11 protein-coding genes are annotated in these 15,338 nt (G+C 61.8%); 6 read left to right on the top strand and 5 right to left on the bottom strand.

From position 1 onward, the window contains the following. Positions 1 to 127: 127 nt before the first annotated feature. Both AC0L17_RS14280 and AC0L17_RS14275 read right to left on the bottom strand, forming a co-directional pair. Complete coding sequence (locus AC0L17_RS14280) at positions 128 to 1,417, bottom strand: M23 family metallopeptidase (RefSeq protein WP_473516292.1); 1,290 nt, start codon at positions 1,415 to 1,417, stop codon at positions 128 to 130. 175 nt (positions 1,418 to 1,592) lie between these two features. Continuing rightward, entirely contained in the window at positions 1,593 to 2,060 is a 468-nt protein-coding gene (locus AC0L17_RS14275; RefSeq protein WP_473516291.1) for a peroxiredoxin, read from the bottom strand. 95 nt (positions 2,061 to 2,155) lie between these two features. Between AC0L17_RS14275 and AC0L17_RS14270 the strand changes: the two genes are divergently transcribed. Further along, a complete protein-coding gene (locus AC0L17_RS14270) occupies positions 2,156 to 5,539 on the top strand; it encodes a hypothetical protein (RefSeq protein WP_473516290.1) in 3,384 nt (1,127 codons plus the stop codon). Between the two features lie 57 nt (positions 5,540 to 5,596). On the opposite strand, the gene AC0L17_RS14265 is transcribed toward AC0L17_RS14270, so the two are convergent. Next, positions 5,597 to 7,327 (bottom strand): adenylate/guanylate cyclase domain-containing protein, encoded by a 1,731-nt coding sequence (locus AC0L17_RS14265; protein WP_473516341.1) that lies wholly within the window; start codon positions 7,325 to 7,327, stop codon positions 5,597 to 5,599. A 58-nt stretch (positions 7,328 to 7,385) separates the two neighbouring features. On the opposite strand from AC0L17_RS14265, the gene AC0L17_RS14260 reads away from it, so the two are divergent. After that, entirely contained in the window at positions 7,386 to 7,643 is a 258-nt protein-coding gene (locus tag AC0L17_RS14260; RefSeq protein WP_473516289.1) for a hypothetical protein, read from the top strand. Next, positions 7,634 to 9,193, top strand: coding sequence for a BCCT family transporter (locus AC0L17_RS14255; RefSeq protein ID WP_473516340.1), 1,560 nt, complete (start codon positions 7,634 to 7,636; stop codon positions 9,191 to 9,193). The genes AC0L17_RS14260 and AC0L17_RS14255 overlap by 10 nt, the downstream gene beginning before the upstream one ends. A gap of 116 nt (positions 9,194 to 9,309) precedes the next feature. Here the strand turns inward: AC0L17_RS14255 and tyrS are convergent, their stop codons facing one another. Then, entirely contained in the window at positions 9,310 to 10,563 is a 1,254-nt protein-coding gene (gene tyrS / locus AC0L17_RS14250) for a tyrosine--tRNA ligase (protein ID WP_473516288.1), read from the bottom strand. Between the two features lie 205 nt (positions 10,564 to 10,768). Beyond that, the gene (locus tag AC0L17_RS14245) at positions 10,769 to 11,443 is read right to left on the bottom strand and encodes an alpha/beta hydrolase (RefSeq protein WP_027154148.1); all 675 of its coding nucleotides are present in this window, start codon (positions 11,441 to 11,443) and stop codon (positions 10,769 to 10,771) included. 239 nt (positions 11,444 to 11,682) lie between these two features. Between AC0L17_RS14245 and AC0L17_RS14240 the strand changes: the two genes are divergently transcribed. From AC0L17_RS14240 to sufC, 3 genes are all read left to right on the top strand, one after another. Continuing rightward, positions 11,683 to 12,846 carry a cysteine desulfurase family protein gene (locus AC0L17_RS14240; protein ID WP_473516287.1) on the top strand — a complete coding sequence of 388 codons (1,164 nt, stop codon included), beginning with the start codon at positions 11,683 to 11,685 and terminating at the stop codon, positions 12,844 to 12,846. 186 nt (positions 12,847 to 13,032) lie between these two features. After that, positions 13,033 to 14,550, top strand: a complete 1,518-nt coding sequence (gene sufB, locus AC0L17_RS14235; protein WP_473516286.1) for a Fe-S cluster assembly protein SufB — start codon at positions 13,033 to 13,035, stop codon at positions 14,548 to 14,550. Between the two features lie 30 nt (positions 14,551 to 14,580). Next, the gene (sufC, locus tag AC0L17_RS14230) at positions 14,581 to 15,336 is read left to right on the top strand and encodes a Fe-S cluster assembly ATPase SufC (protein WP_473516285.1); all 756 of its coding nucleotides are present in this window, start codon (positions 14,581 to 14,583) and stop codon (positions 15,334 to 15,336) included. Positions 15,337 to 15,338: the final 2 nt, after the last annotated feature.

Genomic DNA, 15,338 nt, shown 5'->3' with positions numbered 1-15,338 from the left:
CTGCTATTGGTTGACAGCCGGCGGGACAGCACCCCCCTCTGTCCTGCCGGACATCTCCCCAGCAAGGGGGGAGATCGGCAGTTTTTCCGACGGCACTCTTTTGCAGCCTGGGCGATGGCTGCAGCCACTAAAGATACCGCGCGACCTTCTTGCCGACCCTCAGGAAGCGCAGCGGGTCGATGGCCTCGCCGTGGTGGCGGATTTCGTAATGCAGATGCGGGCCGGTCGAGCGGCCGCTGCTGCCGGTCTTGCCGATGACGTCGCCGGCGTTGAGCCGCTTGCCGACGGTCACGTCGATTTTGCTGAGATGCCCATAGCGCGTCGCAAAGCCATTGCCATGGTCGACCTCGACCATGCGGCCGTAGCCGCCGTTCCAGCCGGCCTTGACGACGACGCCGGGCGCCGTGACCTTGGCAGGCATTCCGGTCGGCGCCCTGAAATCCATCCCCGAATGCAGCGCGGCGGTGCCGAGCAGCGGATCGGGGCGCACGCCGAACGGGCTGGTGACCGAGCGGCCGGGCGCGGGGTTGGCGAGCGGCAGCCGTCGCGCCTCCGTCTTCAGCCGGTCGAGCGCGTCCAGCGCCTCGTCGAGTTCCCTTACCTTGCTGTCGAACGTCATCGAACTGTCGAGTGGTATCAGCGGACCGCCGGCATCGCTCTTGCCGAAATCGCCGTCGACCGGCAGGCCAGCCGCCTCGAGCGCCTGAGAAATCGCATCGGCGTTTTTGTAGGCGTTGTCGGCAAGCGTGGCGATGCGGGTGAGCTGCTGGCTCTCTATGGCCTTGAGCGCGGCATTGATCGACACGAACAGCCTGTCGGCACGATCGGCCGCCGTGTCGCTCGGCAGCGGATCGGAGCGGGTCGACCATAGCGAGAACGGCCTGGTGTCGCCAGCGCCAAGGTTGGCGCCGAGGCTGGCAACCGCATAGGCCGGCGGCTGGGCGTCGGTCACCTCGGCGCGTTTATCCGACTTTGCGGACACAGCTGTGCCTGCGGCGGGCGGCGTTCCGACGTCGCTCTCGGCGCGTTCGAGGAGCGGGCCGATGCGGCCGTGGCGCAGGCTGAGCTGGGTCTGTCGTTCCAGCAACTCGCCAACTTTGGTTTCCATGAGCTGCTGGTCGAGCAGCTGACGGCTGGTGATCCGGTCGACCTGGGCGCGCAGTGCGGAGATGCGGTCCTCATAGGCCTGCTGCATGCGCGCCTGCCGTGCCGTGGTCGCGCCGATCAGGTCGTCGCGCAGCACGAGATAGGAGGTCGCCAGCAGATAGCCTATCGCCATCGCCGCCAGCGCCGAGCCGCAAAATGCGGCAAGCCATGGCCGTATGGTGAAATGCCTGATCTCGTTGCCCCGGGCGATAATGACCGTGTGGGGCTCATTGCGCCTGCCAAAGACCGTTGACTGACTGGCTACGTTCACAGGACCAAGCTTTCGTTACGACACCAACGACAAGCCCGATTACACATCATTAAGGTTAACGGTCGGTTGCTGGCGCCCAGCTTGCAGCCCATGGGTTGCAAGCCGGATTGCTTCGGCGCCCCGTGCTTCAGACGGGTTCAGGCCACAGCCGAAATTGATGTCCCAGAAATCGACGTCAAAGCGCGCGCACGGCCTCCAGCACCGCCTCGGCATGGCCCTTGACGCGAACGTTTCGCCAGATCCGGGCGATCCGTCCGTCGCTGCCGATCAGGAACGTTGCGCGCTCGACGCCCATATAGTGGCGACCATAGAGTTGCTTCTCGACCCACAGATGATAGGCTTCGATCACCTTGCGCTCCTCGTCGGCGACGAGGTCGACGGTCAGATCGTATTTCGACTTGAATTTGTCGTGTTTTCGGACGCTGTCCGGCGACAGGCCGATCACGACAGCGCCGAGCGTTTCGAATTCCGGCTTCAACTGCGAAAAGCCGATCGCCTCGTTGGTGCAGCCGGTGGTGTCGTCCTGCGGATAGAAGTAAAGCACGACCGGCTTTCCCCGCAATGACGCGAGGCTGAGCGATCCGCCGCCGTCGCGGGGAAGGTCGAACTGCGGCGCAACGTCGCCGACGTCGAGATCAGCCATATCGGTGCCCTTGTTTGTGGTTACGCGCGAGGCCTCATCGATATATTGTCGCAGCGGGATTCGTCCACGGTCGAGTTCGTTCAACGGAAAATTGTGTGAATCAGGAGCAGCCGCAGCACGAGAAGATCAGATTCAGGCGTGATGAAATCACCGACCTGGGGGCCTTCCCGTCCGCGTGCCGCATACCGCCGCTCGGCCAGGGCCGCGGCGTTGGTATTCTTGCGCGGCTGTTTGCCGGCCTTTTGGCCCTTGTGCTGCTGGCCACCGCCGCTGTCTATGCGATCGGCATGTCCGGCTTCGGCACCGAGCGGCTGCGGGCCGAGGCGGAAACGGCCATCGAGAAATTGGCCGGCGTCGACCTCGACGTTGCGGTCGGGCCGGCCCGTCTCACGCTCGACGGATCGAGCTTCATTGCGCTGCAGGTCAGCGACGTCAGCCTCAAGACCGCCGACGGCATGCCGATGGCCGATGCCGGGCGTGTCCGCTTCGGCGTAAGGCTGATACCGCTGCTTTCGGGCGAGGTGCGGCTTACCAGTGCCAGGATTTCCGACGCGCGCATCGTGATGTCGGCGCTGCCGTCGGGTGGCGACTGGACGGCGGCGCTGCGCAATGACGACGGCCTCATCGACCCGGACAAGCTGGCCGGCACGGTCTTTGCCAGCATCGGTCACGCGCTCGATGCGGTGCGCGAGGAGCAGATGCGCCGGATCGAGCTGCGCAATGTCGACCTCGTTCCGCCCGAGGCCGGGTTGGTCAAACTGGTCAGGATCGCGGATGCTACCGTTGCGCAGTCGGGGCCGGGCGGCATGGAGTTTTCATCCGACGCTTCTGTCGACGGCAGGGCACTCACCATCGCCGCCTCGGCCAGCCGTGATGCGACGACGCGGCGCGTGACGGCGTTGGATGCCAGCGTCGAGATAGCGCAGCTTGACCAGGCTGCGACAGCGCCGGGCGGGACGCTTGGCGCGATTGCCTTGAAGCTGGCGGGATCGGAAGGATCCGGCGACAACGCGTCGCGGCTGACGGCCTCGTTGTCGTTCGCCGGTGCCGTGCTCGATCTTGGCACGCGTGGCTCGCTTCCAGCCGATGTCGATCTCGCTGCGACGCTTGTCGCCGGCGCCAACAAGGTCCAGGTGGACCGGCTGCAAGTGAGGACCGGTCGCTCGACATTCGAGTTCGCCGGTTCGATCGGGCCGAAGCCGGCGACCGGAACAGCAGGCGAGGAGCCGTCCTATCGCTACGACCTGACCAGCGACGGCTCGACACTGGCGCCCTCGGAATCCTCCGAACCCGCGCTCGATTTCATCGCCCGGGTGGCCGGCGTCTACCAGACCCGCAGCCGCAAGCTGGTGGCCGAGCAAATCGGGATCCGGTCCGGGTCCGACAGCGAGGCGCTGGGCACGGCTTCGGTCGAATTCCCCGAGGGAAAGGTGCCGGGCATATCTGTAGCCTTCAACGTCCACGACATGCCGGTCTCGCATGTCAAGCAGTTGTGGCCCTGGTTTGCGGCGCGAAACGCTCGCCTGTGGGTGTTGAAAAACCTGTTCGGCGGCCGTGTCGTCGACGCCAGCCTGCAGTTCCAGGTCGTGCCCGGGCGCCTTGGCAACGGCATCCCGCTTTCATCAGATGAGGTATTCGGCCGTTTCCAGGTCGAGGGATCGCGCTTCGATACAGCCGGTCACATCCCGCCGATACGCGATGCCGTCGGCGTCGTCGAATTCCACGGCAATGACGTCGACATCGCCTTGTCCTCGGGCAACGTCTATATGGCCAGCGGCCGCACTGTCGCGGCAAGCAACGGCACGATGACGGTCAAGGCGGCGAACCGCCCGCCGGTGATCGGCGCGCTCGATATCGATGTTGCCGGGGAGGCGTCCGCGATCGCCGAGCTCGCTTCCTACGAGCCGATCAACGGCATGCGCCGTGTCGGGCTGCTGCCGGAAGACCTGTCCGGCACGGTGACCGGCCACGTCAAGGCGGACATTCCGCTGCAGCGCGGCGTCGACAGCTCGAAACTCGATTGGCTGGTGACGCTCGATTACAAGGACCTGTCGCTGGGCAAGCCATTCGAAGACCAGACGGTGACCGACGCGGACGGTTCGATCACGGTCGAACCCGAGAAGGCGGTGATATCAGCCAAGGCGCTGCTCAATGGCATTCCAGCCGAACTCGACCTGATCGAACCGCTCAGGGATGGCGGACCGCCACGCAGCCGAAAAGTGGCGCTGACGCTCGACGACAAGATACGTGCCGCCGCCATGCCTGGCCTGTCGGAGCTGCTTTCCGGAACCGTCAAGGTTGAGATCGACAAGGGTGGCACGGGCAACACGGGCAACCAGACTGTCTCGGCGGACCTGACCAATGCCAGGCTGGACATTCCCTGGGCAGGCTGGAGCAAGGGCCCCGGCATTCCAGCCAATGTCACATTTGCCATGGCCAAATCCGGCGACACCACGACGCTGTCCGACTTCGACCTGAATGGAAAGACTTTTTCGATCGATGGCGGCGTGGTGCTGGTCAACGGCGCCCTGTCATCGGCGCGGTTCAGCAACGTCAAGTTGAACCGGGGAGACAACGTTGCCGTTTCGGTGAAACGATCGGGCAAAGGCTACGCGATCGACATCAGCGGCAGCGCGCTGGACGCGCGCTCGCTGATCAAGCAATTCACGTCCGATGTCGACACCGCGACCAAGGCCACAGGTTCCGACGCGATTTCGGTCAGCGCCGACGTCAATTCGCTGACCGGCTTCCACAACGAGACGCTGTCGAACCTGAAGCTCGACTACAGCGCCGCCGGCTCGAGGGTGAATGGGCTCAAGGTGAGCGCCACGGCAAGTTCGGGTGCTGCCATCAGCATCAGCAATACGACCGGCGCCGGCAAGCGCGCCCTCAACGTCCGGTCGGCCGATGCCGGCGCCATCCTGCGGTTCCTCAACATCTACGAGCATATGGAGGGCGGCTCGATCACCCTGGCACTCGCCGGGGCAAGCGATGGGCCGATGAAGGGCCAGGTCGACTCGCGTGATTTCTTCGTGGTCAACGAGCCGAAACTCGCCTCGCTGGTATCGACGACGCCGGCGGGTGACAGCCGCAGCCTCAACGAAGCCGTCAAAGCCAATATCGACACGTCGAGAGTAAAATTCGAGCGCGGCTTTTCCGAGATCGAAAAGGGCGCCGGCTATCTGAAGCTGGCCAATGGCGTGCTGCGCGGCCCGCGGATCGGCACCACCTTCCAGGGCACGCTCTATGACAAGAACAACAACATGGACATGACCGGCACCTTCATGCCGGTCTACGGCATCAACCGCATCTTTGGCGAACTGCCGCTGTTCGGCGCGCTGCTCGGCAATGGCCGCGATCGCGGCCTCATCGGCGTGACCTACCGGCTCAGGGGCAATGCCAACAAGCCCAAACTGGACGTCAATCCGCTGTCGGTGATCGCGCCCGGAATTTTCAGGTCGATCTTCGAGTATCGGTAAGGTGAAAGCTCAATCACTTCGAGCCCCGATTGGATCTGGTTCGTAGTTACGGGCTGGCTACAGGTGGGCAATACCGGCTTTCAGCAGTCCCTCGCGGACGTGCTGCACATCAGACTCTTGGGCATAGTGCAGGGTGGCGATAAATGAATCGAGGTCGAATTGGGGATCGAGCGTCTTGACCTTGCGTAGATGCGCCGCGGCGGCGATTTCGTCGCCGAGCCAGCCGTAGCAGGCAGCGGCGAAAGCATGCTGAACCGAGTCCATGGTTGACAGATGCATGAAAGCTTCGATCGCCTCGCCATACTGGCGCGCGGCGAAACGCGCCTTTCCCAGATGGCTCCAGAACCTCTCCGGGTGGTGCGGATTCAACTGCATTGCCTTGCGGATCCATTCAATTCCCTCTTCCGGCCTCCCCAGCCACGTCAACAACTCGCCTTGCTGCACCACCACGAGGTCGTAATTGGGATTGAGGGCCAGCGCCCGCTCTTGATGGTAGCGCGCTGTGGTCAGCTCATTGTTGTTGACGTTCACTGCGGCGAGGATGCGGTGGACATCGGCATCGTTGTCGTCCAGCGCCAGCGCCCTGTCCAGCGCTGCCATGATGTCGTTCCAAACGGCATCCCGGTCTTTGCACCAGTTATAGACCCAAGCCTGGCCAAGAATGCAGGCGCGCCAGGCATGGGCATGGGCATAATCGGGGTCGAGCGCGACGGCCCTGTTTATCAAGGTTTGCGCGCGTTCATTATCCGCAATCGTGCTTTTGTGATGCAGCACCTTGGCGGCAAGCACACATTCATACGCGGCCATGTTTGCGGGTTTCGCCCGCGCGAGCTGGTCCCGCTGAGCCGCCTCGACACGACCGGGCAGCGTGGCTGCGATCGCCGCGGTCACCTCATCCTGAATCGCGAAGATGTCGTCCAGCTTCCGGTCATATTTGTCTGCCCAAATATGAGCGTCATTCGCCGTGTCGATGAGCTGAACCGTCACCCGCACCCTGTCGCCGATCTTGCGAACGCTTCCCTCCACCAGGTATTGGACGTCTAGTTTCTCGGCCAACTCGCGCACATTCACGGCGCGGTTCTTGTAGACGAAGCTGGAATTGCGCGAGATGACGAACAGCTCATGGTGGCGGGATAGTTCGGTGATGATGTCCTCGGTCAGTCCGTCCGCGAAAAATTCCTGCTCGGGGTCGCCGCTCATGTTGGTGAATGGCAGCACCACTATCGAAGGTTTCGAGATGGATCGCTTTGCCTCGACTTCTGGCAGGACAGGACTGTCAAGCCCAATGCGATAGAGGCGAACCGGGCGGCTGATGTTCTTTAACGTCTTCTCGCCCAAATCCTCCATGGCAATTTCGAGACGGTCGGCAATTTGGGTCGCCACCGCTGCGGTCACGCAGATACCGCCGACGTCGGCGAGTTGCTCGATGCGCGAGGCAATATTGACGCCGTCGCCGAAAATGTCGTCATCGTCGAAAATGATGTCGCCGAGATTTATGCCGATCCTGAATTCGATACGCCGTTCTTGCGGCACATCCGAATTGCGCCGTTTCATGCGTTGTTGGATTTCCACGGCGCATTTCACGGCATCGGTCACGCTCTGGAACTCAACGAGCATGCCGTCTCCGGTGGTCTTGATGATCCGGCCCTTGTTCTTCGCGATGGCGGGATCGACCAGTTCTATGCGATGGGTCCGAAGGCGTGCGAGCGTGCCGGATTCGTCGGCCTCCATTAGCCGACTGTAGCCCGCCATATCGGCAGCCAGAATTGCGGCTAGTCTCTGTTCCATCGCCTGAACCAAAAACCAAGCCTATCCTTCCTGGGCTGCCAAATCCAGCAATTTGGGCATGTGGCTGATCAAGGGCGCCGGCTATCTGAAGCGGGCTAATGGCGTGCTGCGCGGCCCGCGCATCGGCACCACCTTTGACAACCTTTCGAATGTGTCGGAACTGGGTCGCAACGAAGTCGCGATTGAGCCAGCTAACGCAGCGTCATTCAATCAGTTTTACCACGCGAACCGCTCTGTCGTTCCAGCCAGAAAATGCTTGAAAAGCCGGCCGCGCACGATGTTCCACGCAAAAATGGGAGTGAGCGGATGTCCGTAACAGGCACCCGGAGTGTAGACTCCGGCGTATTTTGGCCGGCTGTCATCATAGCTGGCGGCTTTGTGCTTTGGGGCGGCCTCGCTCCTGACAGTCTCGCCACAGTGGCGACAGCGACTTTGAATACAATCATCAAGACATTCGGCTGGATGTTTGTCGTTTCGACGGCTTTCTTCCTGATGTTCGCTGTTTTCCTGGCGGTTGGCAGGTTCGGCAAGATCAAGCTCGGGCGAGATGACGAAAAGCCTGAATTTTCGACCGTGTCATGGGTCTGCATGATGTTCAGCGTCGGCATGGGCATCGGCCTGATGTTTTGGGGCGTGGCCGAACCGGTCTTCCATTTTGGCGCGCCACCGCACGGAATGGCGGAGCCGCAGTCGAGGGAGGCCGCGGTCGTGGCAATGCAATACGCCTATTTCCATTGGGCGCTGCACCCGTGGGCGATCTACGCGGTTGTTGGATTGGCGCTTGCGTACTTCAGCTACAGGCGCAACCTGCCGACTTTGATGTCGAGTGCCTTCCAGCCTCTGCTCGGCAGCCGCATCCACGGCCCGATCGGCCGGGCGATCGACGTCCTCGCAATCATCGCGACACTGTTTGGAACGGCCACTTCGTTGGGACTTGGCGCTCAGCAGATCAACAGCGGAATGAACTTCCTCTGGAATACCGGCGAGTCCGCAACAATCGCACTGACGATTATCGCGGCATTGACCGTTCTGTTCATCCTGTCGGCGGTTTCCGGTGTCGGCAAGGGCGTGCAATTCCTGAGCAACCTGAACATGGTCATTGCTCTGCTGCTCCTGCTCTTTCTGGCGATCATTGGACCGACCGTGTTCATATTCGACACGCTGATCGAATCGCTTGGCTATTACCTCAGCGACCTGGTCTCGATGTCGTTCCGCACGGCAGCATTCAGCGACGGAAAGTGGCTTGGCAGCTGGACCATCTTCTATTGGGCCTGGTGGATATCCTGGGCTCCCTTTGTCGGCGTTTTCATAGCTCGAATCTCTCGGGGCCGCACGATCCGCGAGTTTATCGTTGGCGTGCTGCTCATCCCCAGCGCTGTTACCTTCTTTTGGTTCACCGTCATGGGCGGAACTGCGCTTCACTCGGAACTGATGGGATTGGGCGGTCTTGTCGAAGCCGTCAACGAAAAAGGCGCTCCAGTATCGCTGTTCGCGCTTCTTGCCCAATATCCGGCCACCACGCTGACATCGACCCTTGCGATGTTCCTGGTTGCAATATTCTTCGTTTCGGGAGCTGACGCGGCTTCCGTTGTCATGGGAATGCTCTCTTCGCGCGGAACCCTTCACCCAAGATCCGGGATCGTGGTTCTGTGGGGCATTTTGGCCGGAGCCTCTGCTTGTGTCTTGCTGGTGATGGGCGGCTTGGCTGGACTCCAGACTGCATCCATTGTCGCGGCCGCGCCGTTCCTCCTCGTGATGGTTGGGTTATGTGTGTCGCTGTGGATGGGACTTCTTGATGATATCGAAGTCCATGGGCGGTTTAACGAATTGGAGGCTGCTCCCGCGGTCCCGACGCAGCCGGCGTGAACTCCGAAAGCAACAAAGTTGCGCGGTTTGTTCCGCGCAACTTTTGGTAGCAAGATGCGGGTTCGATACGCGCGCTGTCCAGGAACGTCCACACATGGCGCGTCCGAGCCGGCCGGTCAGACCGGCCGCACCAGAACGTGTTTTTTCTTGCCGAGCGACAGCTTTACGACCTGTTCCGGACCTAGATCCTCAAGTGTCACCAGCCGGCGATCGTCGGACACGGACTGGTCGTTCAACCGCACCGCGCCGCCCTGGACGTGTCGCCGCGCCTCGCCGTTGGACGCGGCAAGCCCGGCGGTGACGAACAGCGACAATATGCCGACGCCGCTTTCCAGATCGGCCTTGCCGACCTCGACGGTCGGCAGCGTTTCGGCCAGCGCGCCTTCTTCAAACGTCTTGCGCGCGGTTTCCTCGGCTTGCTCGGCCACCGCGCGGCCATGCACGATAGCCGTCGTTTCAGTGGCCAGGACCTTTTTGGCCTCGTTGATCTCGGAGCCGCCAAGCGCCGCGAGCCGCGCGATCTCGCCGAGCGGCAGGCGGGTGAAAATCTTGAGGAAGCGCGTGACGTCGGCGTCCTCGGTGTTGCGCCAGTACTGCCAGAAATCATAGGGCGAGTAGAGGTCGCCGTTCAGCCAGACCGCGCCCTTCGCCGATTTGCCCATCTTGGCGCCTGACGACGTCGTCAGCAGCGGTGTGGTCAGGGCATAAAGCTGCGGCGTGCCCATGCGGTGTCCGAGATCGACGCCGTTGATGATATTGCCCCACTGGTCCGATCCGCCCATCTGCAGGCGGCAGCCATAGCGACGGCTGAGCTCGACGAAATCATAGCCCTGCAGGATCATGTAGTTGAATTCGAGGAAGGAGAGCGATTGCTCGCGCTCGAGCCTCAGCTTGACGCTGTCGAAGGTCAGCATGCGGTTGACCGAAAAATGCCGGCCGACATCGCGCAGGAACTCGACATAGTTGAGCTTCATCAGCCAGTCGGCATTGTTAACCATGATCGCGTCGTTTGGACCGTCGCCGAAACGCAGGATGCGGCCGAAGATGCGCTTGATGCCCTCGATGTTAGTGGCGATGGCCTCAGGCGTCAAAAGCTTGCGCTGGTCGTCGCGGAAGGAAGGATCGCCGATCATCGAAGTGCCGCCGCCCATCAGTGCGATCGGCCGGTGGCCGGTCTCCTGCAGCCAGTAGAGCATGGTCGCGGAAATCAGATTGCCGATATGCAGGCTGGTCGCGGTGGCATCGTAGCCGACATAGGCGGTCACCGTTTCCCTGGCGAAAAGCTGGTCGAGGCCGGCATCATCCGAAATCTGGTGGATGAAACCACGCTCGCTCATTACGCGCAGGAAATCGGATTTGAAGGCGGACATTTTTTCTTTCCCGAAAGCGCCCAACCGAAGCGGATCGGGCGTGGCATGCGTGAACGCGGGCGTTTAGCATCCAAGCGCGGTCAGCAAAAGGGGAATCCGGTTTTTCCACCTGACCGCTGTAACGGCGCCGCACGGCTTCGAATCGAATGCCATATCCTGCGACAGAGCCCGACGCGAGATGCCGGAGATATCTTCGCTGTTCGGCCTATCTCAACCGTTTCGGCCGCGGGTCGGACAACTCGCCTGCCAGACGGCGATCGAGATAGTCGGCGCATTCCTGGAGCAGGAGGTCCGCATCGTTGGAGAAGAAATGGTTGGCGCCGGGCAAGGTCTTTTGGGTGATGGTGATGCCCTTTTGCGTGTGCAGCTTGTCGACCAGCCCTTGCACGTCCTTTGGCGGCGCGACCTTGTCGGCGTCGCCATGGATGATGAGGCCGGACGACGGGCAGGGCGCCAGGAACGAGAAATCATAGGTGTTGGGCTGCGGCGCGATCGAGATGAAGCCTTCGATCTCCGGCCGGCGCATCAGAAGCTGCATGCCGATCCACGAGCCGAACGAATAGCCGGCGACCCAGCAGCTCTTGGAATCCGGATGCAGCGACTGCACCCAGTCAAGTGCCGCCGCCGCATCCGACAATTCGCCGGTGCCGTGGTCGAATTCGCCCTGGCTGCGGCCGATGCCGCGGAAATTGAAGCGCAGCGTGGTGAAATCCCGCTTCTGGAACATGTAGAAGAGGTCGTAGACGATCTTGTTGTTCATCGTGCCGCCGAACTGTGGGTGCGGGTGCAGGATGATGGCGATCGGCGCGCTCTTTTCCTTGGAAGGCTGGTAGCGACCCTCCAGGCGGCCGGCCGGACCGGTGAAAATGACCTCAGGCATAAAATACTCCACATGGCATAAGTGCGCGGCGCCCGGAACAACTCTTCCTATGGCCTTGACGCAGGGCGAGCGTCTTCTTAGAAGCTAGTTTAGAATTGTTCAAAACTGGGTGGCCAAAACGTCGTGGTTCGGCCATCCACGCCGCAAGTCGCGTAAATAGGACGGCTTGCCTTGCAATTTCAAGGAAATAACGCGCTATCCTCGCGGAATGGCTCTTGAAGGGACCGATCGAAACGAAAATGGCCGGAAGACGCGCCTATCTCGACTACAATGCCAGCGCGCCGCTGCTTGCCGCGGCGCGCACGGCAATGATTGCCGCGCTCGATACTGCCGCCAACCCGTCATCGGTCCATGCCGAAGGTCGTGCCGCACGACGGCTGATCGAGAATGCAAGGCGCGATGTGGCGCTGCTGGTCAACGCCGGCGCCGAGCATGTCGTGTTCACCTCCGGTGCGACGGAAGCCGCCTCGACGCTGCTGACGCCGGATTGGCAGATGGGGCGCGGCGCTGTCCGCGTGAGCCGGCTCTATGTCTGCGAAGCCGATCATCCTTGTGTGCTGAATGGCGGGCGTTTTCCGGCAGCCCGGGTAACACGCATCGGCGTCGACGCCGACGGCATTGTCAGGCTGGACGCGCTGGCGGCGGCACTTGGCCGTCACGACAAGGCGGACGGCCTGCCGCTGGTGGCGATCCATGCCGCCAACAACGAGACCGGCGTCATCCAGCCGGTCGGGCGCATCGCCGAAATCGTCAAGGCGGCGGGCGGCATCCTGGTCGTCGACGCCGTGCAGGCTGCCGGTCGCATTCCGCTCGACATGTCAGCGGGTTATGCCGATTACTTGATTCTGTCTTCGCACAAGATCGGCGGTCCCAAGGGCGTTGGCGCCATTATCGCCGCCTCGGACCTGATGATGCCCAGGCCCTTGATATCAGGCGGTGGCCAGGAAAAGGGTCATCGCGGCGGCACTGAAAACCTAGCCGCGATCGCCGGTTTTGGCGCAGCGGCGCGCGAAGCCCTGATCGGATTGAAGCGCATCGACGACGTCGGCAGCCGCCGCGACGAGATCGAGGCCATCGTGAAAACGCTGGTGCCGGATGCTGAAATCTTGGGAACCGGCGCGCCGAGGCTTGCCAACACGACATTCTTCGCTATTGCGGGCATCAAGGCCGAGACGGCGCAGATCGCCTTCGACCTCGCCGGCGTGGCGCTGTCGGCCGGTTCCGCCTGTTCGTCGGGCAAGGTCGGCCCGAGCCATGTGCTGAAAGCCATGGGATACAATGACAGCCTTGGCGCTTTGCGCGTGTCCATCGGCCACGCAACGAGCGCGCAGGACATCGAACTGTTCCGCACTGCGCTGGCAGGCATTGCCTCACGCCGCGCAGGCAGGGAAGAGGCCGCCTGAGCGCGGCAAACAAACGCAGGCTTTTTGGCCTGGTAGAGCCGTGCGTTTCATGGTGGCCGGGTGAATTCCCGGCAGGGACGCACTATATGGAACTTACGCTGCGTCGGTTGCCTTAAGGCGCTCGTTTCGCGGTGCCATAGTTTGAAAACTGCCGGGCCTTGACCCCGGCGTGGATGGAGAACGCTGATGCCTGCTGTGCAGGACACGATCGATCGGGTTCGAAAGATCGACGTCGACCAATACAAATACGGATTCCAGACCGAAATCGCGATGGACAAGGCCCCAAAGGGCCTGAGTGAAGACATTATCCGCTTCATTTCGGCGAAGAAGGACGAGCCGTCCTGGATGCTGGAATGGCGTCTGGAAGCGTATCGGCGCTGGGTGACGCTGGACGAGCCGAAATGGGCGCGCGTCCACTATCCAAAGATCGATTTCCAGGACCTCTACTATTATGCGGCGCCCAAGAGCACGCCAGGACCGACATCGCTGAGCGACGTCGACCCCGAACTGTTGAGGGTCTATGAAAAGCTCGGCATCCCGCTGAGGGAACAGGAGATCCTCGCCGGTGTGCAGAAGACCGACGCGTCGGAACTCGAGGAAGCCAGCGACAATGTCTACAAGTCGGGCCGCGTCGCCGTCGACGCCGTGTTCGATTCCGTGTCCGTCGTTACCACCTTCAAGAAGGAGCTGGCGCAGGCCGGCGTCATCTTCTGCTCGATCTCGGAAGCCATCCGCGAGCACCCGGAACTGGTAAAAAAATATCTCGGCTCGGTCGTGCCGACCTCGGACAATTTCTACGCCACGCTGAATTCGGCGGTGTTCACCGACGGTTCTTTCGTCTTCGTGCCCAAGGGCGTGCGCTGCCCGATGGAGCTGTCGACCTATTTCCGCATGAACGAGAAGAACACCGGCCAGTTCGAGCGCACGCTGATCATCGCCGAGGAAGGGGCCTACGTCTCCTATCTCGAAGGCTGCACGGCGCCGCAGCGCGACGAGAACCAGCTTCACGCTGCGGTTGTCGAACTGATCGCGCTCGACGATGCCGAGATCAAATACTCGACGGTGCAGAACTGGTACCCCGGCGACGCCGAGGGCAAGGGCGGCATCTACAATTTCGTCACCAAGCGTGGCGACTGCCGCGGCCACCGCTCGAAGATTTCGTGGACGCAGGTCGAGACCGGCTCGGCGATCACCTGGAAATATCCGAGCTGCATCCTGCGCGGCGACGATTCCAGCGGCGAGTTCTATTCGATCGCCGTGTCGAACGGTTTTCAGCAGGTCGACAGCGGCACCAAGATGATCCATCTCGGCAAGAACACGTCGAGCCGCATCATCTCCAAGGGCATCGCCGCCGGCTTCTCGCAGAACACCTATCGCGGCCAGGTCTCGGCGCACCGCAAGGCGACCAACGCCCGCAACTTCACCAACTGCGACTCGCTGCTGATCGGCGACCAGTGCGGCGCGCACACCGTGCCCTACATGGAAGCCAAGAACGCAACGGCGCAGTTCGAGCATGAGGCGACGACGTCGAAGATTTCCGAGGACCAGAAATTCTACGTCATGCAGCGCGGCATTCCCGAAGAAGAGGCGATCGCGCTGATCGTCAACGGCTTCGTCAAGGACGTCATCCAGCAACTGCCGATGGAATTCGCGGTCGAGGCGCAGAAGCTGATTGGGATCAGCCTCGAGGGCTCGGTCGGCTGACCGGACCGAAAATTTTCAGGAAAAGAGAAAATGCTTGAAATCAGAAATTTGCATGCTCGCATCGTCGATGACGGCACCGAGATCATCCGCGGCCTGAACCTGATGGTGAAAGCCGGCGAGGTCGCCGCCATCATGGGGCCGAACGGCTCGGGAAAATCGACGCTGTCCTACATCCTCGCCGGGCGCGAGGATTATGAGGTGACCGAAGGCGACATCCTCTACAACGGCCAGTCGATCCTCGAGATGGACCCGGCCGAGCGCGCCACATCAGGCATTTTTCTCGCCTTCCAGTATCCGATGGAGATACCGGGTGTGGCGACGATGGAATTCCTGAAAGTGGCGATGAACGAGCAGCGCAAGGCGCGCGGCGAGGAGCCGCTGAAGATCCCGGAATTCCTGAAGCGCGTGAAGGACGCCGCTGCCTTGCTTGACATGGACATGGCGATGCTGAAGCGGCCGCTCAATGTCGGCTTTTCCGGCGGCGAGAAGAAGCGCGCCGAGATCCTGCAGATGAAGCTTCTGGCGCCAAAACTCTGTGTGCTCGACGAGACCGATTCCGGCCTCGACATCGATGCGCTGAAGATCGTTTCGGAAGGCGTCAACGCGTTGCGCGCGCCGGACCGCGCCATCGTCATCATCACCCACTACCAGCGCCTGCTTCAGTACATCGTGCCGGATAGTGTGCACGTGCTGTACAGAGGCCAGGTGGTCAAGTCGGGCGACAAGTCGCTGGCGCTCGACCTCGAGGCCAACGGCTATGCCGGCGTGATCGGCCAAGCTGCGTGAGA

The organism is Mesorhizobium sp. WSM4829, assembly GCF_055811475.1.
Note: the sequence above shows the minus strand (reverse complement) of the source record. Positions and strands in the feature narration are given on the sequence as shown.